Source organism: Neptuniibacter sp. PT8_73, from assembly GCF_047778045.1.
In the GTDB taxonomy this organism is placed as follows: domain Bacteria; phylum Pseudomonadota; class Gammaproteobacteria; order Pseudomonadales; family Balneatricaceae; genus Neptuniibacter.
Genome location: NZ_CP180545.1, coordinates 1,057,036 through 1,079,047, shown reverse-complemented (window position 1 = coordinate 1,079,047; position 22,012 = coordinate 1,057,036). Strand labels below are relative to the sequence as shown.

The following is a 22,012-nucleotide window of genomic DNA, read 5'->3' as shown; positions in this document are numbered from 1 at the left end:
ATACTATTCATAGGAATTTAGTATATAGATCAATTAAGGATAGGTATTTTCATTGCGATTTGTAGGTATAGTGTTATTGACGTCTTCATTAGGCATAACATCTAAATCTAGTTTTGGCGCGACATCTAGATCCAAATCTGGTGTAACATCCAGATTCAAATTAGGTTTCTCATTCGGATTCAATGCTGGAATCTGATTACTCCCTGTACCAGACATTAAATCAGGCCCCATATCTTGGAGTAATTCAAACAATTTAAACGGGGTTTGACGGATTTTCAGGTTACTGCCGTTTCCACCAAGAAAGAAATAGCGCCCCATCTGAATCGGCGCCTTAATCGATTTATTACCTACAACGATTTCACCCTCTAGAACATATCCATAGAGACCCATTTGCGCCCTCGTTGTTTCTTGGCAGGCCTTATCGCAATAAAACAACGTGTAATGAGTTCCCCTAACTCCTATTGTTGCTATAGGGGTACGAACCTCATAATTATCTTTATTATTATCACTAATAGCGCCCGTTAAAGTCCGTAAACCGCCTTTTAAAAGACGATAAACCGATTTTCCATCCTTAGGAAGGCTCTCACTAAAACGATAATCTTCAACATTAAAAAGAGTGTCTGGTCGCAAAGACAGGCGTGATCCATCCGTAAAACGGATCTGCAAACGTCCCTTAGACCCAGTAGAAATGCTATCGAGAGAGTATATTTCAGATTTGCGCTTCAGCGGCCTCACATCCTGTGCCGGCAATTTCGCTGAATTAGTACCAACACTCAAAAGCACATGACCCGCTTTATCTGCAGCCATCACATTATGCGTGCAAGCAAAAGCAACAACTACCGGTAGCAGCCACTTAATCATCCACTTAACTCCCTTTATAAACTTCGAAGACTTTATATAGACATGCCTTCGGTTTAGTCATCAGTGTAGCCAAGCTTTAACTAAATAATAAATATCTAAATAACTGCAGACCTTAATTCACAAACGTATGCTGTTTTAAAGTTTGTAGTTCATCACGGTACTTAGCTGCCAACTCAAATTCGAGGTTTTTCGCCGCTTCATACATTTTATCTTCGATCTTAGTAATCGCTTTAGATAGCTCTTTGGGTGATAACTGCGCAGCATCTCCTACTTGATATTCAGCAGCCTGTTCAGCGACCTTTTTGGCGGTACGGGAAGCCTTACGGCCAGGTACGGTACTCGCACCTTCCATAATATCTGCCACCGATTTACTGATACTTTTCGGCACAATTCCATTCGCTTCGTTAAAGGCGATCTGCTTTTGACGACGACGTTCGGTTTCATCCATCGAGCGTTGCATTGAACCTGTAATCTTATCGGCATACAAAATAGCCCTACCGTTGACGTTACGTGCGGCACGGCCGATTGTCTGAATCATCGATGTTTCTGAACGCAAGAAGCCTTCTTTATCCGCATCTAAGATTGTTACCAAAGACACCTCTGGCATATCTATACCTTCACGAAGTAAGTTGATACCAACTAGCACATCAAACTCACCTATACGGAGGTCACGGATAATTTCAACACGTTCAACTGTGTCTATATCCGAATGAAGGTAACGTACTCGTACATCGTGTTCATCTAGATATTCGGTCAAATCTTCTGCCATGCGTTTAGTTAACACGGTAACGACAACACGCTCTTTCTTCGCTACCGTTAACCGTATTTCAGAAAGAAGGTCATCCACTTGAGTCGACGCAGGACGCACTTCAACCACAGGATCAACCAATCCAGTTGGGCGAACAACCTGCTCCACAACTTGTTGCTGGTTGGCCGCTTCATACTTACTTGGCGTTGCAGATACAAAAATCATCTGTGGAGATTCACGCTCCCACTCTTCAAACTTCATCGGACGGTTATCCAATGCTGAAGGTAGACGGAAGCCAAACTCTACCAATGTCTCTTTACGCGAGCGGTCACCACGATACATTGCACCGATCTGTGGAACAGTCACGTGAGATTCATCTAACACCAGCAAGGCATTATCAGGAAGGTAATCAAACAAGGTCGGCGGCGCCGCACCAGGATCACGACCGGAGAGATAACGCGAGTAGTTTTCGATACCAGAGCAGTAACCCAACTCCATGATCATCTCCATATCATAGAGGGTACGTTGCTCTAGACGCTGAGCTTCGACGAGTTTGTTATTTTCCCGCAATTGCTCCAGACGTTCACGAAGCTCATCTTTAATCTTATCCACTGCTGCCAATAGGGTTTCACGAGGTGTTACATAATGACTTTTAGGATAGATGGTTGCACGAGGCACACGGCGTAAAACTTCGCCTGTTAAAGGATCGAAGTAACTGATCTCTTCGATCTCTTCATCGAATAACTCAAGGCGAACCGCTTCTTTCTCCGATTCTGCAGGGAAAATATCGATGACATCACCACGCACTCGATAATTACCACGGTGAAGTTCAACATCATTTCGGGTGTATTGAAGCTCCGCAAGACGACGTAGAATGGCACGTTGATCGATAATTTCACCGCGATCCACATGCAGCATCATGCCAAGATAGGATTTTGGGTCACCCAAACCATAAATCGCAGAAACCGTTGCGACAATGATGGCATCGTCTCGTTCCAACAAAGCTTTAGTTGCGGACAGACGCATCTGCTCGATATGGTCATTTATCGATGCATCTTTCTCGATGAAGGTATCAGAAGAAGGCACATAGGCCTCCGGTTGATAATAATCATAATAAGATACGAAATACTCAACCGAATTATCCGGAAAGAACTCTTTAAACTCACCATATAACTGGGCAGCTAGGGTCTTATTATGGGCCATAATAATGGTGGGACGCTGGACCTGAGCAATCACATTCGCAATAGTGAACGTTTTACCTGAGCCCGTTACACCCAAAAGAGTTTGTGAGGCTAAACCACTATCAATGCCATCAACTAACTCTTTAATGGCCTGCGGCTGATCGCCTGCGGGCGTAAACTTCGAGTGGACTTTAAATCGTTCTTTCATTCTGCGACCCAATTTCGAGCAAAGCTGAGCATTATATCTCAGCAACTGCTACTTTTACTTGCATAAATACGTATTAAAAAGACCGCTCTTAAGAGAAAAAAGTTTCCTTTAATCAATTTATTGATCTGAAAAGGTATTTTTTCGCTCAAACAGGATTCATGCGGGCTACTGTTTGCTGTATCATGTGCGGGTTTGGAAACTCCCTGCTAACACGATATTTAAAGCGGGATTTCTGCTGATTAATGTCGGTATCTGCACTGCAGATATTCTTATCGAGGAACTTAGGCTTGAACGTTCAACTTTCAGACCGCGTCAACAACATCAAACCTTCTCCAACGCTGGCGGTTACTAACCGTGCAGCTGAACTGCGCGCGGCAGGTAAGAACATTATTGGCCTGGGCGCTGGCGAGCCCGATTTTGATACTCCGGATCATATCAAACAGGCTGCCATCCAGGCGTTGAATGAAGGTTTCACAAAATACACCGCTGTAGATGGTACACCGGCATTAAAGACAGCCATTATTAACAAATTCAAGAGCGATAACGGTCTTGAATATGCAGCCAACCAGATTCTTGTTTCTTGTGGCGGCAAGCAAAGCTTCTTTAACCTATCTTTAGCCCTGCTAAATGAAGGTGATGAAGTCATCGTACCAGCACCTTACTGGGTATCTTACCCAGACATGGTAAAAATGGCGGACGCTGTCCCTGTGATTGTAACGACAACTCAGGAACAACGCTTCAAGATGACGGCAGAGCAACTAGAAGCGGCAATTACAGATAAGACACGCTTAGTTGTACTTAACAGCCCTTCAAACCCAACAGGTGTTGCATACACACTGGAAGAATTGAAAGCGCTAGCTGAAGTACTGCTTAAGCACCCGCAAGTACTAGTTGCGACTGATGATATGTATGAGCACATCCGTTTTAACGATGAGCCATTCGTTAACATCCTTAACGCATGCCCAGAGCTTTACGAGCGCACAATCGTTCTAAACGGTGTATCTAAAGCATACTCTATGACAGGTTGGCGTATCGGCTATGCAGCTGGCCCGCTTGCATTGATTGGCGCAATGAAGAAGATCCAATCACAAAGCACATCTAACCCAACTTCGATTGCGCAAGTTGCAGCACAAGCAGCACTTGAAGGCTCCCAAGAGTGTGTAGCAGAGATGGTTGTAGCATTTAAAGCACGCCACGAATATGTTGTTAACACGCTAAACAGCATCAACGGCGTTAGCTGCATCCCTGCTGATGGTACGTTCTACGCATTCCCAAGCTTCCAAGAAGTGATCGATAACGATGATCGTTTTGCTAACGACATCGAATTGGCTGAGTTCCTTCTAAATGAAGCAGGCGTTGCCCTTGTACCAGGTTCTGCATTTGGTGCACCAGGTAATATGCGCCTATCTTTCGCAACTAGCATGGAAGTGCTAGAAGATGCGTTGGGTCGTATCCGTAAAGCACTAGAAGCTTAAGCGAATTTTTGATCTAAAAAAACCGAGCCTCTGCGCTCGGTTTTTTTCTGCCTAATGAAAATATATTGATATCTGTACTTTTCTTAGTAAGAACTTGAACCTTATCATCTGAAGTGACTCAGATATTTGTTCACTGTTTGGGAGACTCGTTAATGTTGGACAAATTAACTTGCCTTAGCCGTTCTGCTTTTTTCTGGTTAAGCTTAATTTTCATCGGCGTCAGCATGGAGGCAGTAGCCCTCTATTATCAATACGCTTTGGACTACTACCCTTGCGTCTTATGTATCCATATTCGCATCTGGCTTTTTGCTCTGATTATCGTTGCTATATTCGGTCTGTTTACGCGTAAGCATGGATGCTTGAGTAAACTAAGCCATTTGCTAACACTCATCGTCGGAATCGGTCTCGTCGAACGCTCATGGAAAACCCTAGCAGTAGAGCGTAACTGGATAGTGGATAGCTGCAGTATGGACAGCGGTCTACCTAACTGGTTTGCACTTGATCAATGGATACCATCGGTTTTTGCTCCTTGGGAGCCTTGCGGCTATACGCCTGAGCTACTGTTCGGTATCACTATGGCAGAAGGCTTAATGGTATTTTCTGCACTATTGGCAGCAACAGCAGCCGTTTTCTTCGCGCTGCAGTTCCGTGCTAAGTAATTTTTTATTAAAGCCTTTGCATTGAACAACCAAGCAAAGGCTTATTCCCTCTTGCCTCATCACTCACCCCAACAACCTAATATCTAGAAAAAGAAGCGCTGAAAATGTATGGTTAGCGCCATCACCTCTCAAAGTTGTATAGCAGGAAGCAGACAATGTTTAAGGCCTACCTAACCGCATTTGTTTTATCTTTAAGCTTTTCCACTGCGCTTAACGCCAAAGTTATAAAACACCCTATCCCTGAAGGCCAAGTTGATTACAAAAACTTTAATGCATTTAACCTAATTCAATCAGACCTTCGTGACAAAGGCGGGCCAGGCTTCAGCCTGATGTTAATATTTCGTTTTGTAGAGATGGACAATGTTCATATCATTCCTGCTACGCATAGGATCCCGAAAGAAGAACTAAAAGATCTAGATCTTAGCTTCCTAAATAACTTTAACTACATCAGTAGTTGGGCTTATAACCGCATAAACAAACAAGGGGACAAACCTTTAGATATGATTGCGGAAACAGATGAGTTTAAGGTCACTCTGAACCCACCTATTTCTATGTTTCATGAAGGTAAATTTGACACAAAAGCGCTTCTTAAAGATTTTGCATTCCCTTGCTCTTTTGAGTTCAAAGGCAAATATGAAGTGAGCGGGCATTGCAAATTAAACATGCTCGGCAAGCGTGGAGTTATAGCAAACATTTCAGGTGACCATCCTTTGCGATTTGAATCTAAGCAAATGACCGATGTTTTAGATTACCAAGGAAAAGGCGAAAGGAGTGCAGAGGTTTTCCAAGGCAGTCTTGTACGTGTAGAGCAAAGAAGACCTCACTTATCAATTACCAAGCCAAAAGCCGACGGCAATTTAATCCGTAAAAAGCAAGTTGACGGACACACACAACTGATCACCAACACAAAACATACCGATAACGATTACTACGTGTTCGATCGCTATTACAAATTCCCTACTCCATCCAATTACGACACGCAAATTATTAAGAAAAGCTGCTCAAATAGTCCGATCATCGCAATGTATCAACGGCAAGAAAGGCTTTATAAAGAGGACTGCACGACAGGCGAGTTTTACTTTATTAAAAAAGACCAACCCACGCGTATCGCTAAACTTCTGTTGAGCGACCAGCTTTATACATGGGAAGAACTCTCAGCTGGAGAGAGTGAGAAAGAAAATCTGATCTGGGAAAATACAGTGTATCGCACAGCCAGTCCTGGTGTTCTAGCTGGTCAGTACCATTCTGATTATTTTAACGTATCCCCTATCCATACAGGTGGCAGCGTTCGTATGGCTTGGTATTTCAGAACAGAAAAAAAAGACGGCAAACAAGTAAAAAATGGCTGGGGGATCTGCGGCGACTCCTATCCATGCATATTTTTAAATGAGCCCTATAATTTCTATGATTGGCAATTTAATGGCGTTGTCGGACGAAATTATAAACACTCCGCTATGAGTATCTACGGCGACTACCTTCAGGATATCAAAAATATTACTCGCTACGACTTAACTCACCAAGCCAACAAGCTAGGCCTCCAGTCAATCACGCCCTACTGGGATGAATTCAATACGTATTTTGAGCAACTTAAGCCTTTAACGGCAGAGCTAGAAGGGTTACTCAAAAAAAGGAAAGATACAGAGATCAAACAAAAATTTTCGCAGATGATCAATATTGCGGAAAAGGCTAACAAGCTCTACCAAGACCGGAATGCGCGAAGTACCTACGAAGCTTTTTTAAAACGCGCAGAACCCATCTGCCGCTCTGAATTATTAACGTCAATGAAGCAACATGACCCACAATACAGAAGGGACAGCGATTATATTATCAGACCCCATCTATCCACAGGACGTGATAATTCTGAAAAGTTAACCAATAAACTTATCTGTTCTGTACTGCCAAACCCTAAGAAGCATAAGGTCTGTGACCTTTTGGCAAACCCATATTATGCAGAAGAATGCACTAGCACATTCGACTATGCAGCTTTAGTAACCGATAACGATTTCCAGGATCAGTATTTAGATGATGCAGGTGGGTATCGAAGCATGCTACTTCAACTCGAGTTCAGACACTCCTGTTACAAATCGAATAGCGTTAAGCACTGTATGCTCAATGAAGGCACTTCGATCCTCTTATTCAGTCTCCACTCACGAGATAAGGATTACGAAAAGCACCTGAAGAAAATCTTAGTCAACTAATTTAAAAAGCGAACACTGTACAGTGTTCGCCTTTTTAGCCTTCCTCTAAGCGTAAGCTTGGAATTTCTCATCCAAAGGAGTCTGCGCTATGTAATTTACATAGTTACTCATCACCTTTTGCGACAATCCCAAAATTATCCCAAGTAGATGCTTTTGCTCATAACCAGCTGCGAAGAAAGCATCAAGCTGTTCATCAGATATACGCCCCCTCTCACGAACAATAGCCAATGTTGCGTCATGCAATACTTGTAACTTTTGCGTAGGTAGTGATGTTTTGTTCCTTAACGCCTCATTGACAGCGGGATCCACCTTCATCATGTCTGCAATCAAGCTATGCGCTGGCACACAATACTCGCAGCCGTGTTCAACATTTATCGTCTGCCAAACTACGGTTAGCTCAGCTGCATTAAAGTCTGTTTGTTGAAACAAAGTATGTAACTGCTGATAGGCTTCTAACACAACAGGCTCTTCACCTAACACAGCATGCAGATTGGGAATCATGCCAAAATTTTTCAACGAGTTTTCAAACAGAGCTTTAGTCCCTTGAGGGGCCGATTCCATCGTATGTAATTTGAACTTACTCATCATATCTCCATTTACTAATCGATTTAGCCTTCGCTAGAACGCTTTCCCCACAAAAACAGATCAAGCCAGCCATATTTGAACAACTGTTCACATTTGAAACCATAACTAGAACTGAACACTTGTTCAAGATAAAATATGAACAAATGCTCAAAAAGTTAAATTTCTATGGTTAATACCGTCAAATATGATCGTGAACAGGTGATTCAGAAGGCCACGCATCTGTTTTGGGAAAAAGGATTCCATGCTACCTCAATGCGTAATATCCAAGAGTGTATAGATATGCGTCCCGGTAGTATTTACGCATGTTTTGGCAGCAAAGAAGGTTTATTCAAAGAGACGCTAAATTTCTATACCAACACTATGCTAGAGCGATTAGAAGGCTTCAAAGTGGGTCACTCATCTCCCCTTGTAGCCCTGAAAGAGTTTATTTTTACTTCAGCACTAGATTGTAAGCAGAATCGTCCAAACGAGATGTGTATGCTGGTAAAAACCATCTCTGAGCTCAATTCCGAAAATACTGAACTCCTCGAAGAAGCTCGTAAATTGATGAAGGTAATGGAAAATGCGTTTGCCAACCTGCTACTTCAAGCGCAGCAGCAAGGGGAATTAGAAAATCAGCAAGATGCTAACCGCCTTGCGCGCTTCTTACAGATGCAGTTGATCGGAGTTCGTTCTTACTCAAGAGTAAATAATCAGGCTGAAATAAAAGATCTGATCGAAGATGCATTTAGCTGCTTGAACTGAACACCCCTAGCCACACAATATTGTCACTAAAAATAACGAAAGAATCCACTATGCACTCAGGGGATAAATAAACTGAGTGCTTAACTAACGAACTGTTAGCTTCTTTCACTGAACGCCAATTTCATCCCTAACAGAGCAAAACTGCCTGCAAACAACTTTTGCATCCTCTGGCTAATTTTTTCAGACCCCACAACAAATTCGCTAAAGCGCCCTGCCAAAAAGCCATAAATAACAAACACCGCAAAGGTCATCATCATAAAGATAAGTCCCAATACGAACATGTTCATTAATGGCGAGCCAACTTCAGGTGAGACAAACTGTGGCAAAAAGGCGAGAAAGAAGATCGATAACTTAGGATTTAAGATATTGATTAAAAAGCCTTTCATAGCAATCACACTATATTTTGCTTCTTTCTCTTTCTGATCTAATGCAAGCGATGAGGATGAACGCCACATCGACCATGCCAAAAACAGAAGATAGGCTACACCAACAAACTTAACGATCTGAAAGGCCACCGCGCTGGTATGAAAAATTGCTGCCAATCCCAAAATACTTGCTAAAAGCGATGGCACAATACCGATCGTACAACCTAACGCTGCAAATAAGCTTGCGCGTTTCCCGACAAATAACCCTGTAGCCACAGTGTATAAAACACCTGTACCAGGAATAAGTACAACGATAAGAGAGGTGATCAAAAACTCGAGTGAGACCATTTTTCTCTATTTCCTTTTTGAAACAAAATTGCTTCAGGTTTTTAAAATATTCTTAACGGCCGATAGCTGCCATTTTACCTGAGGTTAACTTAAGCAGATCTTCTGCTGCCATCTCAATCTCTAAACCACGACGGCCAGCACTCATGCAGATAGTTTCAAAGTTACCTGCACTTTCATCTAAGATCAGCGGTAAGCGTTTCTTTTGGCCTAATGGACTGATACCACCCACAACATAACCCGTTGCACGCTCAGCATCTAGCGGGTTTGCCATAGTGACTTTCTTTGCTTTTAGTGCCATAGCCATTGCTTTTAGATCTAACTGACCTGACACAGGTACAACGCCAACAGCCAGCTTTTTGTTATCGCCACCGATAGCAACAAGGAGGGTTTTGAAGACTTGGGCAGGATCTAAACCCAGCGCTTGCGCAGCTTCTTCGCCATAGGATTCAGCACTAGGATCGTGCTCGTATTCGTGAACTTGATAGGCTACTTTGGCTTTTTTAGCTGCATTAATCGCTGGGGTCATTCTTTATCTACTCATATCACTCAGGTCTGGCAGTACTTACTTAGCTCTACCGCCCGTTAGGATATCAGCAATATCGATGATGTCGACTACTGTGCCTTCACCTTTGCCGACTTTGATCACTTTATCTTTAAGTTTAATAATCTCTGTTGCTGTATTGCCTTTTGGTAAACGTGAACGTAAGTCATCAGGGAGGTATTCTGCGTATTTGCGAAGATCTTTATCCAATACTTCACCACGAGCTACTTTCTTTTGCCAACCGGGAGGGAGCTCACCACCACGTTCTAACTTTTTCTGCAAACCTTTAGGCAGCTCCTTCATCTTGCCTTTATATTTGCCTGTCCCTGATTTGGCATTTTCGTTGTAATAATCTTTGATGGTTTCTTTCTCTTTATCAGAAAAGAGATCATCCAAAATAGATTTAGTATCACTTACGATGGATTGCTCTTCTTCGGTATCCTTATCTTTGTTTTTGTAGCTTTTAGCCGCTTGCTTGGCCTCTTTTTTAGCTTGATGCTTATCTGCGCCTTGGCCCGCCCACTCAGGCTTGGCAGCGTATGTATTTAAAGCTAATCCACTGATACATAGGGCTAATAATAACTTTTTCATCATCTCTTCCTGCTAATTTTTGAGCCTTCTAAAGACAGGTTATACATCAAACCTTTATTAGAAAAGATAAAACCAATGATCGGGTCTTTAATTGTGCTGGTATCAATCTCACCACCCGCGCCTACTGTTACAACAGCAACACTGCCATCGACACCCGCTTCCCAACCATCGCTCCGCTTAAACTGTTTTAAAGCTTCATCGGTCATAAAGAGAATTATCTCTGACTTAATTTGAGCACCTAATTGAAAGCCAATCGATGCCGCAGCAATGGTGTAATAGCCAGTTGTTTTACCTTTTTCTAAAAGCTTACCTTCACCATACTCACCACCGATGCCTATACCCGCTTTATAAACCTCAGGGAAAACTAAGACCCCTTTGGCTTGCTGGACTAATGTTTGTCCAGCCGAGCTGTGTTGATAAAACTTTTGTAAGGCTTCCGTGGTTTTAGCGTTAATTTCAGCATTGGACGCTGAGTAAGCATTAAAGCTGAACAGTGCTATCCAACATGCGAATAGAAGAGATGATAATTGTTTGGGCATGAATCCATCCTTAAGCCTGTTGAGGTTAACTAAATAATAGTCGCTCAAAACTATGTTGGGATGGATCGTTGGGGTGATTAAAAGTTAAGCAAGCAAATTATGAATAACGAGTATTTCGTAAAGGCTGCAATACCGATTCTAAGCCGTTGATACGGATCTCTAGCATCAGTTCTAACAACGAGCCAAGTTCCCCATTTGGAAACCCTTTTTTTGCAAACCAAAGCAGGTACTCTTCGGGTAGATCAAGCAGTACTCGCCCTTGATACTTACCAAATGGCATCTTCATATTAGCCAGTTTAAGTAGATGACGTTTATCCAGATCCAATGCTTTCCCCTTAACAGCCTGTTATTTCCAGCAAGCAAACAGTATTCTGTAGAAAATAATAAATAGTGGGTTTAGGCCATGGCTGACAAGCAAGCGTATCAACCTATCAATTGCGAAATTCATGACGGCTACGAATTAGCCTGTATGCGCAACGCCATCCATCTTGTTGAATGGAAAGAAGATGATACCGCATTTAGCCAGCGCTTACGCTTTCTTGATCTCGAATATACTCCGGAGGGGGAGTTTCTAATTGCCGAAGATCAAGAAGGTAATAACTATAGAGTTCGTTTAGATTCTATCTCTAGCCGCCTACCCTACTAATCCTCTTAAGGGCCGACGACGTGTCAGATATTCAACTCAGTGGTATTAATACTTTCCCGATTAAATCATTAGGCGGCATTAGTTTATCGGATGCTTTTGTAACGGAGAGCGGACTGTCTTTTGACCGACGCTTTATGTTGAGCGATCCGGAAGGCGAATTATTATCTGCTCGCCAAGTGCCATCGATGCTGCTTTTCGAAACCGTTTTACGTGAAGATGGTGTAGAGGTGATTGCACCTGATGGTGATCACTTAAGCTTGCGCTATCCTGACTTTTTCCAAAACTACCGTCAGGTACGTGTTTGGGGAACCGAGATCAACGCTCAACATTGTGGTGAATGGCTAGATGAATGGTTCAGCGAAAAACTGGGCCGTGCATGCCAGCTTCTTTATTTTGGCGAGCAATCAGAACGAGTTACCTCTCGTAGACCTGATAAGCCCGTCGCTTTTGCCGATGGATATCCTCTACTTGTTATCTCAGAAGCTTCCCTAGCTGATCTGAATAGCCGTGCCTCAACACAAGTGAATATGGATCACTTCCGTACCAACCTGGTTGTAAAAGGGTGTGAAGCTTTCGCCGAAGATAGCTGGAAGCGCATCCGTATTGGTGAAGTAGAATTTGAGATTGTTAAAGACTGCTCACGCTGCGTACTAACGACTATCGATCCAAAAACCGGACAACCCGTACCTGCGGGTGAGCCAATTAAAACCTTGGCTAACTACCGTAAAGGAGAGGATAACGAAGTATATTTTGGCCAAAACCTAGTGCCTCTAAACGAAGGTCAGATTAAGCAAGGTGATACGATTGAGGTATTAGAGTTTAAACAACCTGCTCAATACACCGATAATGCGCCGGTTATCAGAGATACAAACGACGGTAAAACCCAAGAGACGTGGGCCGCAACTCAACAGGTCGATCTGGAATGCATCCGCCGCATTGATGAAACACGTGATGTTGTGACCTTCCGTTTTGCAGTACCGCAAGGCCTATCAACAGACTATATCGCGGGTCAGTTTCTAACCTTAATGTTGCCAATCAACGGTGAGACCTCCACCCGCTGTTATACAGTATCTTCATCACCTTCTCGCAGCGCTGATATCGCAATCACAGTTAAGCGCGTTACCGATGGCATCGCCTCCAATTGGCTGCATGATAATTTACAGGTTGGGGATAAATTACCGGCCCTCGCTCCGCAAGGTGAGTTCCACGAAGGCAATACAGGTAACAAACCTCTATTGTTGTTATCTGCCGGTAGCGGCATTACGCCTATGCTTTCGATTGCGCGCGAGCTAACCGATCGAAATAGCCAACGTGATATGGTGTTTTACCACCAAGCCAGAACCGAAGCAGATCTGATTTGTGAAGATGAGCTTCTTTGGCTAGAGCGCCAAAACCCTAATCTCAAAATTATCTTCAGCTTGAGTCAACCAGATGATGATTGGCAAGGAATTAAAGGCCGTATTAGCCGCCAACAGCTCATTGAGCTAATTCCGGATCTGCCAGAACGTACAGTGATGTGTTGTGGCCCTGAGGGCTTTATGGATCATGCTAAAACCTACTGCCGTCAGTTAGGCTTAGCAGAACAGCAGTGGTTTGAAGAGAGCTTTGGTGCGCCTCCTGGTGTTGATCCAGAAGCAGAAAAGCACAGTGTTCAGTTGACCTTTGGCGAGGTTTCATTTTCCGGTGATAGCCAAACGACATTGCTAGAGCAAGCTGAAGATCAAGGAATCATGATTCCTTCTGGCTGTCGTGCGGGTGTATGTGGCGCGTGCAAAGTGACCTTAGTCTCAGGCCAAGCTCATCGCCAATCGGAAATTCCACTATCTGAAGATGAGAAAGCGCGGGGTGTGGTTCTAGCGTGTAGCTGTACACCAGAAACAGATGTCGTGATTGAGGTTTAATTTAAAACACTAAATCGCAGACACAAAAAAGCCGATGCCCTTCTCTACATCGGCTTTTTATTATTCAGTATGAAACTGAAATTAAGCTACTTTAAGATCAGCAACTTTTTTAGCAGTTTCTTCAGCCATTTCAGTCGCTTTTTTAGCAGACTCTTCAACTGTAGCAACGTAAGCATCTTTAGCAACAGTCATAGCTGCAACGCTTTTCTCTGCAGTTTCAGCAGTTTTAGCTTCAACAGACTTGTAGAACTGAACCTGTAGGTCTAGAGCAGCTTTAGGGTCTTTGCACTCGCATAGAGTTTTGAACTGTTCAACAGAAGCGTTCGCTAGTTCTTCAACGTATGCTTTCTGAAGAGCAACCAAAGTTTCAACAGTCTTAGTGTTAACGTCTACTAGAGACTGAACTGGTTTAAATAGCTCAGCGATTTCGTTAGATAGTAGTTCAGGCTTCATGAAATCAGCGAAAGGGTTGTTAGCAGCGTACATAATTTTGTCTCCAAAAGTTTCCGTTGCTGCGGTGCAGCAATCCATTTACAGCAAAGATAAATCTTGTACGTTTTTTAGTCAAGAACTTTTTTTGTGCAGCGCACAAAAAAATTACTTCTTCAGGTTTTTTGCTAAAAAACGGTCCAGAGAATTCGCAAACGCTTGGCGATCTGCCTGACTAAAAGCAGACGGGCCGCCAGTCTCTACACCCGAGCTTCGTAGGGTTTCCATAAAATCTCGCATAGATAACCGCTGACGAATATTTTCTGGAGTATAAAGTTCGCCACGAGGATTTATAGCCACACCCTTGTTATCAATCACTTCTGAAGCCAATGGGATATCCTGCGTTACCACCAGATCACCCTCTTCCATTTTGGCCACGATATGATTGTCCGCTACATCAAAGCCCTGCGGCACTTGCACAGCATTGATTAGCGGTGAAGGTGGTGTACTTAAGAATTGATTAGCCACCAATGTTACAGGCACCTGTTTACGTTCGGCAGCCCGAAACAAAATCTCTTTGATAACCTTTGGACAGGCATCGGCATCAACCCAAATGTGCATAAACCCTCTCTTTTCTTTTAGCATAAAGCCCAATTATGACATTTATTCTACATCGCTATGGCAACTTAAGCCGATAGAAATTAAAAGTCTTTTACACAATTTCGATTAAGAGATAGCGCTCCAGAATAAAGCCCTTGCACTGTCGCAGTGCACAAAATAGTAATAAATCTGTGCGTTCAATAATTAGCCGCCTCTCTACAACGCAACAATTTCGGGCATTAGAGTATCCCCATTAAACATCTGGCTTAAGTTTTGCTAAATCTCCAGATAATAGATTTTTATGGGGAGCACTAAGATGCTGCTACTAACATTTGGCTACAGCGTATTGAGCCGCAGTTCGTTACTCACTTCAGGAATTTTACTGTTGTTGGGTTGGTTACTTACAATAGCCATCTTGGTAAACGGTTATATAGAAGCATTGTGGTTACTGATCCCACTTGGCTACTTCCAGCTCAGCTATATTCTGCTGAGCCAACGTCGCTGGCATAACCTGTCTCTAGTGATCGAAGCATTCTCGCAAAAGCAGATGCAATTCCGTACACGACATACCAGTTCGGACAAACCACTGAGAGACGCTGCACAAAGTCTGTATGGCTTTGCCCGTGACTACGAAGAGCTGAATACCTTAACCGATCAGCTGTGTAACGAAATGAAGTTCTCCACCCATGAGTTAGAGAACTTAGCTAAGCACACTGCTCATGCCGCCTCAGAACAGCAAAATCAGCTTTTAACGGTTGCCAGTGCATCAGAAGAGATGAGTCAAACCGTACAGCTGATTAGAGATCATGTGCATAACACTCAAAACAGTGCCGAAGACTCGCAGACCTTATGCAATAAAGGGACTCAGCAAGCCTCTGATTTGAGCCATGCGATTAGTGGTGTTCGTAATCAGTTTACTGATACCTGCACGAAGATCTCTCAGCTATCTGAAGAAGCGGAAGCGATCCAATCTTTCGTGAGTACAATCGAAGAAGTTGCAGCGCAAACCAACTTATTGGCACTAAATGCTGCGATTGAGGCTGCACGAGCAGGTGAAGCAGGACGAGGCTTCGCAGTCGTAGCAGATGAAGTACGTCAGTTAGCGGGTAATACCGAAAAGGCGACGGGCGATATTACCTTGCTGGTTAACTCCATGCTTACACGTGTGAATGAAGTCACCGAAAGCATGAACCGCAGCGAACAGGAATTACAAACTGGTTCACAAACTTGTGAAGAGATGCATGATCTCCTGCAGCAGATCGAATCTGGCAGCGAACGCAGTCTTGAACTCATTCAGGAAGTTAACTTGTCCATCGACGAGCATGCCTCTGCCAGTAACGAGTTGAGCGAGAAACTTACCGATATAGGCAATATTCTTCAGCACCACAGCGAACAAGCACATTCCCTGACAGAGCTTACCGGCTATCTAGAAGCCCTTGCGCTTAAAGCAGCCACTAAGGAGGTGACATCATGATCGAGATTAGCCTTGTACTGTTTCTTTTCGTTCTGATTGGTTTAGCCAGTTGGTATAACCGTCGTAGATTACGTAAAAAGCGCCGTGAGAAAACATTGCGCGGTATCAAACAGCTAAGCTCACTACTCAATCTCATCCAGAGCCTGCAGCGCCACCGCGGTATCTGCGCAAATTTGGATAGCACTAACCAATCACAGCAACGCCAGCTAAGTAATGAGATCAATTACTTATGGCGGCCACTGCTTGATAAAAGCTACGGCGGCAATGTGAAGCGAGTTAATCTGCAGTTTACCAAGTGGAAGCAGATTGAAGCAGAACCTGCTGGCAGCTTTATGGAGCACTGTGAACTGATCGAAAAGCTGCTCCACGAACTAACCGTTATTGCAGATATCTGCTCTCTCACCGCAAGTAATAATGATCATAACGGCGAAGAGCTATGGCAAAACTTACTCCGCCGCCCTCACTTTGCAGAATCCCTAGCACGCTTACGTGGTTTAGGAAATAAAGCTGCAAATCTGGGTCACTGCCCTGCTGCTGTACGAGTGCAATTACAGTATCTGTTGGTAAATATGCGAGAAAATGAGCTTTGCGATCCTGCGCTTCGCGATATCGACCGACTGGTCACCCAAGAGATCCTTGAACCCGAAGTGATCAAGATCGAGCCACGGGTTTACTTTAGCCACCTGACCCAAGCGATTGATCAACAGATCCAGCTAACTCGTGACCATCTACAGCAACTGAGTTAATACACAGGTTAAGGATTGAATGAATCGAGGTTCTATTCTGCAAGCGAGTTCCTTACAATAAATTTACATCGATTAATTTTTGTGGGGCTGGATGGAATCTCAACACACACCAAAACGTATTGGCCAAGGAATGTGGGCTGTCGCATGGGTACTGTTTTTAGGGATGTTATGGCTATTCTTTGAAGAGCAGGTTAACGACAAATACAATCCCAATCGAAATCTCGTCACCAGCGGCAGTAACGAAGTGGTACTGCAGCAAAATAGAGCAGGACACTACGTTGCACCGGGAGAGATTAACGGCCAACCGGTTATCTTTCTGTTAGATACCGGCGCGACCAATATCAGCGTGCCGCAAGAAGTAGCTGATCGCATTGGCCTTAGACCAGGATTAAAGCGTCAGGTAGATACTGCTAATGGCGTGATTGATGTGTATAACACTGAGCTGAATACCGTCACCCTTGGTGGGATTAGCATGCAAAACGTCCGCGGGCATATTAATCCACACATGGATGGCGAAACGGTACTACTCGGGATGAGCTTTATGAAATACCTAGAGATCATTCAGAAGGGAAACACTCTTACACTTAGGCGCTAGCTCGCGCCTAAGTTCGTTATGAGAGTTTATCTAGCAACAACGCCGTAATCGACTTAAGCTGGCGCATCATCTGTTTACGACCCTGCCCTTTGACTTCCAACTGTTCCCAGCTTTTTTGCTGTAGGTTACGCTCAATCAGCAGCGTGAATTCTTCATTTTCGAACAACATTTCCAGCTGTTTATCTTCCACCTGATCCAAAAACTGTAAAAGCAGCTTGTGGATAGCAAAAGCACAGCCTTCGTAATTGCGGTTATGCACAGCAAACGCGACCAGATCAGACTGATCGTGGGCAGTTAATTCTGGAAGGTAACCCCCATGCTGCAACAAACGGCACACCACAGGCAGGTCGAGATCAACCAAGTCATCACTCAAGCGATAATTAAGCTGCTCAATAAAGCGCTGTCTCAGCTGTTTTTCTAAGCTCTGCCCTTGCTCAGTTAAAGGCGATAAAACTAATGCAGCATGACAACCGCTGACACTGTCACGAGTAGAGCCCATACGTACGGTCTCAAAACCACAGTGCTGCCAAAAACTGATGAGCTCTGCACTAGCTGCAAAGCTGGCACCTAAGTAATCCCAACCTGCAGACTTCGCACTGTCAGATACAGTGGATAACAGTGCTCTGCCTAAGCCTTTATGCTGTAGAGCAGGATGAATTGCTATACGCATAATCCGCCCTGCCTTGAGTAAAGCGGCGTCCTTTGCACCTTCTTGTCCAACCAGCGTTTGCGGTAACAGATGGCCACGAGGACGACGTTTACCCGACCAGATATCATCGACCAACTCTTCCGGCAGAGGTCCTTCCTCCGCGACCAACACAGCACCAGCTACTTGACCATCGACCTTCATTAGCCAGATATGCAGGTTGGGGCTATCTAATAACACCCTTAAATCACCGGGTGATGTACGATAGTGAGCCAACACTAACAAACCAAATAGCTGGGTTAAGGTCTGATAATCTTCCGCAAGCTGATCACGATCCAACTTCTCTATCTGACAGTCTGAGATAGACTGGCAACTGCGTTTTAGATCTTCTGCCGCAGCAGGTTCGGCATTGAGTAACAGTAGATTAAAGGTCAGTTGTTCCAGCGGGTCATTGCTGGCCCAACGGATCGGCTGATTCAGATGAAGCGATTTAGCATTGGGTGCATGCTTTTCCAGCACTTGCTTAAAGCGAACCGCAAAGCCCTGCCCTGTGCCTTCGTAACCATGAATAGTGGAAGCAAAAGCAATGCGAGGGAAACGTTGCAGTAACTTACTTAACACTGGTACCGGAATCGCTGCGGCTTCATCCACCAGCAGCACTTGCCCTTCACCTTGTTCTTGCAACGCTTGCTCTGGCGTCACGTACCGGATGCAATGATCTGAATGACACAGTTTACCCAGTTGATAGTCATAATCAGGCAGTAATTGATGAGCCATGCTGAAAACTTCATCAACTGAAGACTGCTCGGGCGCAGTAACTAAGATATCTTGGAAATCTAGGCCTGATAGCTGTGCTGCGGCGATACCTAAAGCAACAGACTTACCACGCCCTCTATCCGCCGTAATCACTGCTGGACGTCGACCACGACGAAACTGAGATAGGATCAACTCCACCGCTTGCTGCTGATCTTTGGTTTTACTCGGCAACACCACATTTTCATCTGGCTGATCCGCCAATGCTGCGGAGCTTGGCAGCTCAGCTTCAACACCTGCTAGCGCTTGCCCCTTTCGATACACCAGCGTGTAAGCATCATCTTCTAAGATCATAGCTAAACGCGAGATAAATCGACGACCAGCATCAGAAGAGCAATAAGGATGAGCGACTAAGCTTTGATGTTCTGGATCATCAAACTCGGCCCAATGATCTAGATCGGGGCAGAGTAAAACCATCACTCCACCGCCGCTTAACGTACCGGAGATCTGACCAAAGGCGTTGGGATTAAAACCGGACCAAGCATCAAAGATCACCGCTGAGAGAGACTGGCCTAATAACTGATGGCATTGAGTGGCACGCATAGACTGCGCTTTCACCGGCGAGTGATCACTGACCCACAACCATTCCGCCTCACAACGCAGTTCTCTTGCTTGCTCGTAACACCACTCTTGAGTACCACTTACCACCAGTAATCGACGATGCTGTTGTGCCTGTGCATCGTTAAGCAATCGAGAGTACAAGGTTGTTAGAGCAGTCATCAATCAATCCTTTTCAGCTAGGTGGATCTATTAACAATGAGCTTTACGAGTCTTTGAGAAGTTCACGAAATTTAGCTTTTCGTTCAGGCGAGAGATCACGGCAATCAATATCCTCTAAGGCACCCACCAGCGCCCACAGCAGATTAATACTGACCTTCCCGCCACGCATAGACCTAATCATCTTATAAGTAGCTATTGGGCCGACTTGTTCCAGATCAGCTAAGGAGTAGATTTCGATCTCAGCCAGCCATCGACGACTGACCGTACCGATATTTCGCATCGGGCCAATCGACCTATACGTTATAAGTTAATGGGGGCTCTTTTACGCCATCCACAAACGCATGGAATTGATTACCACCTTTAGCTTCAGCTTCTTGCAGCTGCTGTTTAGAAAGTTCCAACAGGTATTCAGGGGTAAGTAAGCGAGATGGTTGCATCGTCGCTACACCAATACTTAGGGTAACTACCTTGTCAATCGGCGATGCTTGATGAGGAATAGCATGGTCGTAAATCGTTTCGCAGCAACGTTCGGCTAGCTGGATCACCAACTCATTGGTGGAAGGTAGGATAAAGGCGAATAGATGATCATCGATACGTGCAATCATATCGCCCGGACGGCCAACAGAATCTTTTAGCACACTAGAGACTTCTTGAAGCATCGCCTGTGCAGCCTCGACCCCATATTCGTCGCTGAACTCTTTAAAGCTATCAATCTTCAACAGCATCATGGTGAGTGGCGAAAACTCACGAACCGCACGTCGACACTCCACATCTAAAGCTTCATCAAAATGCAGTTTGTTCACCAAGCCTGTTAAAGGATCAGACCAACTTGTTTCTGCGATCTGTTCAGTCAAATTAGCTTGCTCTGTACGTAACGTTTTAACATGACGACCGACACGTTTTAGATAAGAGGCCACCAAGAAAGAAAGCAGCAAACCGGTCATCAAAAACAGAGCTGGGGTAAAACTCATACCTGCTGCAATACGCTCTTCTGTTGCAGTAATATCTAGATTCCATTTTTGATCTAACAAATAAACAGAACTAGAAAGCATCGCATCTAGAGCAAGTGAAGTGTGATCATGCGCTAGGATCACCTGCTTGTTCGCATCTGTCAGCGTAAATTGAACATCACCTAATGTCTCTTGAAGTTTGCTTTGTTCCAACACGGAGTTAAGCGAGATAATACCAGCCAGTTGGGCGTTGCCAGCTTGAGCTGAAACCAATGCGAAGGTTTCTTGATCTAAAGTTAGAGTCTTAACCTGCTCTGAGGAAAGGCTACTTAACGCTTCAGCAACTTCAGAACGGTTAAAAATAGAATCGGCAGAAGAATCAGCTATTCGAAGTGAGATATCGCCATTTTCAATAGCCATCCCTTTCAAAGAGGTATGACGACTAAACAAGCTATTAATCGTTTGTTGAAGTCGTGCTTGGTCGACCGTCTGATCTAACTGGTAAACGGCCTGTAAGGTTTCTAGAGAGTAAGTATTCTGAGTTAATGATTGCTGGAACGAAGCTGCTCCTTGTGTCATCTCAACCTGAAACTGTTGAATAGCCGCATCACGCTCCTGCTTAAACATAAATAGAAAAATCAGCAGTGAAAATAGTGCACCGCAGATCGCAAAAATAATCGATAAATCGATCTTTTTTCTATTCGTTTGTTGAGGGCTAGCAGCGTCTGTAGCAGACATTAAAAAACTCCGAATAATCAACCAGTAACAATCAGTAAAACCTTTTTTACTAACTCTTGCAACGATAGTGCAGACTCGGCCTTTTTTCCAGCTTTTCCGCGGCTTGCAGCAGCATATCTAAACACGAGTCTGATATAGTGCTCATTCTTGAATCAGAACAAAGGCTCTATTGTGTCTCGCATTGCTATTTTTGTAGACGTACAGAATATCTATTACACCACCCGTCAGGCGTTCGGATGCCCGTTTAACTACCGTAAATTCTGGCAAGAGATCAGCAAACAGGGAGAGATTGTTCACGCCTACGCTTATGCGATTGAACGCAATGATGACGGCCAGAAGAAGTTTCAAGATGCACTGCGTCATATTGGTTTTGACGTAAAACTAAAACCTTACATCCAACGTAAAGACGGCTCGGCCAAAGGCGATTGGGATGTGGGCATTACTATTGATGTGATGGATACCGCACCGGATGTGGATAAAGTGATTTTGCTTTCAGGCGATGGCGACTTTGATCTGCTATTAGCACACATCAAAAAACGTTACGGCGTTACTACCGAGGTTTATGGTGTAGAAGCACTCACGGCTAAATCCTTGATCAACTCAGCGGATCAATATCACTCTATCTTGCCGAATCTATTGGTCTGCTAGAATCCATTCAAGCTCCCCCTCTTGACCACAACCTAAAGTGGCTGACATACTCAGCCACTATGA

Annotated in this window: 23 protein-coding genes; 10 read left to right on the top strand and 13 right to left on the bottom strand. The window is 44.1% G+C overall.

The window, feature by feature from the left end:
* Positions 1–33: 33 nt before the first annotated feature.
* Both ACMXYN_RS04790 and uvrB read right to left on the bottom strand, forming a co-directional pair.
* On the bottom strand, positions 34–861 hold the full coding sequence (locus ACMXYN_RS04790) for a FecR domain-containing protein (RefSeq protein ID WP_415893730.1): 828 nt from the start codon (positions 859–861) through the stop codon (positions 34–36).
* A gap of 112 nt (positions 862–973) precedes the next feature.
* Positions 974–2,998 carry an excinuclease ABC subunit UvrB gene (gene uvrB, locus ACMXYN_RS04785; RefSeq protein ID WP_415893729.1) on the bottom strand — a complete coding sequence of 675 codons (2,025 nt, stop codon included), beginning with the start codon at positions 2,996–2,998 and terminating at the stop codon, positions 974–976.
* A 287-nt stretch (positions 2,999–3,285) separates the two neighbouring features.
* Between uvrB and ACMXYN_RS04780 the strand changes: the two genes are divergently transcribed.
* The 3 genes from ACMXYN_RS04780 to ACMXYN_RS04770 all read left to right on the top strand — a co-directional run bounded on the left by ACMXYN_RS04780 (position 3,286) and on the right by ACMXYN_RS04770 (position 7,330).
* Positions 3,286–4,473: a pyridoxal phosphate-dependent aminotransferase gene (locus ACMXYN_RS04780; RefSeq protein WP_415893728.1), complete on the top strand. Its 1,188-nt coding sequence runs from the start codon at positions 3,286–3,288 to the stop codon at positions 4,471–4,473.
* Between the two features lie 152 nt (positions 4,474–4,625).
* On the top strand, positions 4,626–5,132 hold the full coding sequence (locus ACMXYN_RS04775) for a disulfide bond formation protein B (RefSeq protein ID WP_415893727.1): 507 nt from the start codon (positions 4,626–4,628) through the stop codon (positions 5,130–5,132).
* 155 nt (positions 5,133–5,287) lie between these two features.
* Positions 5,288–7,330, top strand: a complete 2,043-nt coding sequence (locus ACMXYN_RS04770) for a hypothetical protein (protein ID WP_415893726.1) — start codon at positions 5,288–5,290, stop codon at positions 7,328–7,330.
* 45 nt (positions 7,331–7,375) lie between these two features.
* Here ACMXYN_RS04770 and ACMXYN_RS04765 read toward each other — a convergent pair whose 3' ends face one another.
* On the bottom strand, positions 7,376–7,915 hold the full coding sequence (locus tag ACMXYN_RS04765) for a carboxymuconolactone decarboxylase family protein (RefSeq protein WP_415893725.1): 540 nt from the start codon (positions 7,913–7,915) through the stop codon (positions 7,376–7,378).
* A 165-nt stretch (positions 7,916–8,080) separates the two neighbouring features.
* Here ACMXYN_RS04765 and ACMXYN_RS04760 point away from each other — a divergent pair, with 165 nt between their 5' ends.
* Positions 8,081–8,659 (top strand): TetR/AcrR family transcriptional regulator, encoded by a 579-nt coding sequence (locus ACMXYN_RS04760; protein WP_415893724.1) that lies wholly within the window; start codon positions 8,081–8,083, stop codon positions 8,657–8,659.
* 95 nt (positions 8,660–8,754) lie between these two features.
* On the opposite strand, the gene ACMXYN_RS04755 is transcribed toward ACMXYN_RS04760, so the two are convergent.
* The 5 genes from ACMXYN_RS04755 to ACMXYN_RS04735 form a co-directional block, all read right to left on the bottom strand.
* On the bottom strand, positions 8,755–9,300 hold the full coding sequence (locus ACMXYN_RS04755; RefSeq protein WP_415893723.1) for a LysE family translocator: 546 nt from the start codon (positions 9,298–9,300) through the stop codon (positions 8,755–8,757).
* Positions 9,301–9,424: 124 nt separating this feature from the next.
* Positions 9,425–9,898, bottom strand: coding sequence for a Cys-tRNA(Pro) deacylase (gene ybaK / locus ACMXYN_RS04750; protein ID WP_415893722.1), 474 nt, complete (start codon positions 9,896–9,898; stop codon positions 9,425–9,427).
* 36 nt (positions 9,899–9,934) lie between these two features.
* On the bottom strand, positions 9,935–10,504 hold the full coding sequence (locus ACMXYN_RS04745; RefSeq protein WP_415893721.1) for a hypothetical protein: 570 nt from the start codon (positions 10,502–10,504) through the stop codon (positions 9,935–9,937).
* Positions 10,504–11,043, bottom strand: a complete 540-nt coding sequence (locus tag ACMXYN_RS04740; RefSeq protein ID WP_415893720.1) for a YSC84-related protein — start codon at positions 11,041–11,043, stop codon at positions 10,504–10,506. The genes ACMXYN_RS04745 and ACMXYN_RS04740 overlap by 1 nt, the downstream gene beginning before the upstream one ends.
* A gap of 97 nt (positions 11,044–11,140) precedes the next feature.
* Complete coding sequence (locus ACMXYN_RS04735; RefSeq protein WP_415890583.1) at positions 11,141–11,368, bottom strand: DUF3820 family protein; 228 nt, start codon at positions 11,366–11,368, stop codon at positions 11,141–11,143.
* Positions 11,369–11,446: 78 nt separating this feature from the next.
* On the opposite strand from ACMXYN_RS04735, the gene ACMXYN_RS04730 reads away from it, so the two are divergent.
* Together ACMXYN_RS04730 and ACMXYN_RS04725 are read left to right on the top strand one after the other, a co-directional pair.
* The gene (locus ACMXYN_RS04730) at positions 11,447–11,689 is read left to right on the top strand and encodes a Rho-binding antiterminator (RefSeq protein ID WP_415890582.1); all 243 of its coding nucleotides are present in this window, start codon (positions 11,447–11,449) and stop codon (positions 11,687–11,689) included.
* 20 nt (positions 11,690–11,709) lie between these two features.
* Entirely contained in the window at positions 11,710–13,590 is a 1,881-nt protein-coding gene (locus tag ACMXYN_RS04725; protein ID WP_415893719.1) for an MOSC N-terminal beta barrel domain-containing protein, read from the top strand.
* A gap of 81 nt (positions 13,591–13,671) precedes the next feature.
* On the opposite strand, the gene ACMXYN_RS04720 is transcribed toward ACMXYN_RS04725, so the two are convergent.
* Together ACMXYN_RS04720 and ACMXYN_RS04715 are read right to left on the bottom strand one after the other, a co-directional pair.
* Positions 13,672–14,076, bottom strand: coding sequence for a phasin family protein (locus tag ACMXYN_RS04720; RefSeq protein WP_415883819.1), 405 nt, complete (start codon positions 14,074–14,076; stop codon positions 13,672–13,674).
* A 111-nt stretch (positions 14,077–14,187) separates the two neighbouring features.
* The gene (locus ACMXYN_RS04715) at positions 14,188–14,640 is read right to left on the bottom strand and encodes a YaiI/YqxD family protein (protein WP_415883818.1); all 453 of its coding nucleotides are present in this window, start codon (positions 14,638–14,640) and stop codon (positions 14,188–14,190) included.
* A 295-nt stretch (positions 14,641–14,935) separates the two neighbouring features.
* On the opposite strand from ACMXYN_RS04715, the gene ACMXYN_RS04710 reads away from it, so the two are divergent.
* From ACMXYN_RS04710 to ACMXYN_RS04700, 3 genes are all read left to right on the top strand, one after another.
* Positions 14,936–16,093: a methyl-accepting chemotaxis protein gene (locus ACMXYN_RS04710; protein WP_415893718.1), complete on the top strand. Its 1,158-nt coding sequence runs from the start codon at positions 14,936–14,938 to the stop codon at positions 16,091–16,093.
* The gene (locus ACMXYN_RS04705) at positions 16,090–16,839 is read left to right on the top strand and encodes a hypothetical protein (RefSeq protein ID WP_415893717.1); all 750 of its coding nucleotides are present in this window, start codon (positions 16,090–16,092) and stop codon (positions 16,837–16,839) included. The genes ACMXYN_RS04710 and ACMXYN_RS04705 overlap by 4 nt, the downstream gene beginning before the upstream one ends.
* Before the next feature lie 91 nt (positions 16,840–16,930).
* Positions 16,931–17,434 carry a TIGR02281 family clan AA aspartic protease gene (locus tag ACMXYN_RS04700; RefSeq protein WP_415883815.1) on the top strand — a complete coding sequence of 168 codons (504 nt, stop codon included), beginning with the start codon at positions 16,931–16,933 and terminating at the stop codon, positions 17,432–17,434.
* 16 nt (positions 17,435–17,450) lie between these two features.
* Here the strand turns inward: ACMXYN_RS04700 and ACMXYN_RS04695 are convergent, their stop codons facing one another.
* Genes ACMXYN_RS04695 through ACMXYN_RS04685 form a run of 3 tightly spaced genes read right to left on the bottom strand, consistent with a single transcriptional unit; the run spans position 17,451 to position 21,301 of the window.
* Positions 17,451–19,613 (bottom strand): tRNA(Met) cytidine acetyltransferase TmcA, encoded by a 2,163-nt coding sequence (locus ACMXYN_RS04695; RefSeq protein WP_415893716.1) that lies wholly within the window; start codon positions 19,611–19,613, stop codon positions 17,451–17,453.
* 43 nt (positions 19,614–19,656) lie between these two features.
* Positions 19,657–19,893 carry a TfoX/Sxy family DNA transformation protein gene (locus ACMXYN_RS04690; protein ID WP_415893715.1) on the bottom strand — a complete coding sequence of 79 codons (237 nt, stop codon included), beginning with the start codon at positions 19,891–19,893 and terminating at the stop codon, positions 19,657–19,659.
* 13 nt (positions 19,894–19,906) lie between these two features.
* Entirely contained in the window at positions 19,907–21,301 is a 1,395-nt protein-coding gene (locus ACMXYN_RS04685; protein WP_415893714.1) for a diguanylate cyclase domain-containing protein, read from the bottom strand.
* A gap of 171 nt (positions 21,302–21,472) precedes the next feature.
* On the opposite strand from ACMXYN_RS04685, the gene ACMXYN_RS04680 reads away from it, so the two are divergent.
* Positions 21,473–21,949 (top strand): NYN domain-containing protein, encoded by a 477-nt coding sequence (locus ACMXYN_RS04680; protein ID WP_415893713.1) that lies wholly within the window; start codon positions 21,473–21,475, stop codon positions 21,947–21,949.
* Positions 21,950–22,012 lie beyond the last annotated feature (63 nt).

Coding starts and splice junctions, on each gene's coding strand:
- ACMXYN_RS04790 (WP_415893730.1), bottom strand. CDS start 861: ATGATTAAGTGGCTGCTACCGGTAGTTGTTGCTTTTGCTTGCACGCAT.
- uvrB (WP_415893729.1), bottom strand. CDS start 2,998: ATGAAAGAACGATTTAAAGTCCACTCGAAGTTTACGCCCGCAGGCGAT.
- ACMXYN_RS04775 (WP_415893727.1), top strand. CDS start 4,626: ATGTTGGACAAATTAACTTGCCTTAGCCGTTCTGCTTTTTTCTGGTTA.
- ACMXYN_RS04770 (WP_415893726.1), top strand. CDS start 5,288: ATGTTTAAGGCCTACCTAACCGCATTTGTTTTATCTTTAAGCTTTTCC.
- ACMXYN_RS04765 (WP_415893725.1), bottom strand. CDS start 7,915: ATGAGTAAGTTCAAATTACATACGATGGAATCGGCCCCTCAAGGGACT.
- ACMXYN_RS04760 (WP_415893724.1), top strand. CDS start 8,081: ATGGTTAATACCGTCAAATATGATCGTGAACAGGTGATTCAGAAGGCC.
- ybaK (WP_415893722.1), bottom strand. CDS start 9,898: ATGACCCCAGCGATTAATGCAGCTAAAAAAGCCAAAGTAGCCTATCAA.
- ACMXYN_RS04745 (WP_415893721.1), bottom strand. CDS start 10,504: ATGAAAAAGTTATTATTAGCCCTATGTATCAGTGGATTAGCTTTAAAT.
- ACMXYN_RS04740 (WP_415893720.1), bottom strand. CDS start 11,043: ATGCCCAAACAATTATCATCTCTTCTATTCGCATGTTGGATAGCACTG.
- ACMXYN_RS04730 (WP_415890582.1), top strand. CDS start 11,447: ATGGCTGACAAGCAAGCGTATCAACCTATCAATTGCGAAATTCATGAC.
- ACMXYN_RS04720 (WP_415883819.1), bottom strand. CDS start 14,076: ATGTACGCTGCTAACAACCCTTTCGCTGATTTCATGAAGCCTGAACTA.
- ACMXYN_RS04715 (WP_415883818.1), bottom strand. CDS start 14,640: ATGCACATTTGGGTTGATGCCGATGCCTGTCCAAAGGTTATCAAAGAG.
- ACMXYN_RS04710 (WP_415893718.1), top strand. CDS start 14,936: ATGCTGCTACTAACATTTGGCTACAGCGTATTGAGCCGCAGTTCGTTA.
- ACMXYN_RS04705 (WP_415893717.1), top strand. CDS start 16,090: ATGATCGAGATTAGCCTTGTACTGTTTCTTTTCGTTCTGATTGGTTTA.
- ACMXYN_RS04700 (WP_415883815.1), top strand. CDS start 16,931: ATGGAATCTCAACACACACCAAAACGTATTGGCCAAGGAATGTGGGCT.
- ACMXYN_RS04695 (WP_415893716.1), bottom strand. CDS start 19,613: ATGACTGCTCTAACAACCTTGTACTCTCGATTGCTTAACGATGCACAG.
- ACMXYN_RS04690 (WP_415893715.1), bottom strand. CDS start 19,893: ATGCGAAATATCGGTACGGTCAGTCGTCGATGGCTGGCTGAGATCGAA.
- ACMXYN_RS04685 (WP_415893714.1), bottom strand. CDS start 21,301: ATGTCTGCTACAGACGCTGCTAGCCCTCAACAAACGAATAGAAAAAAG.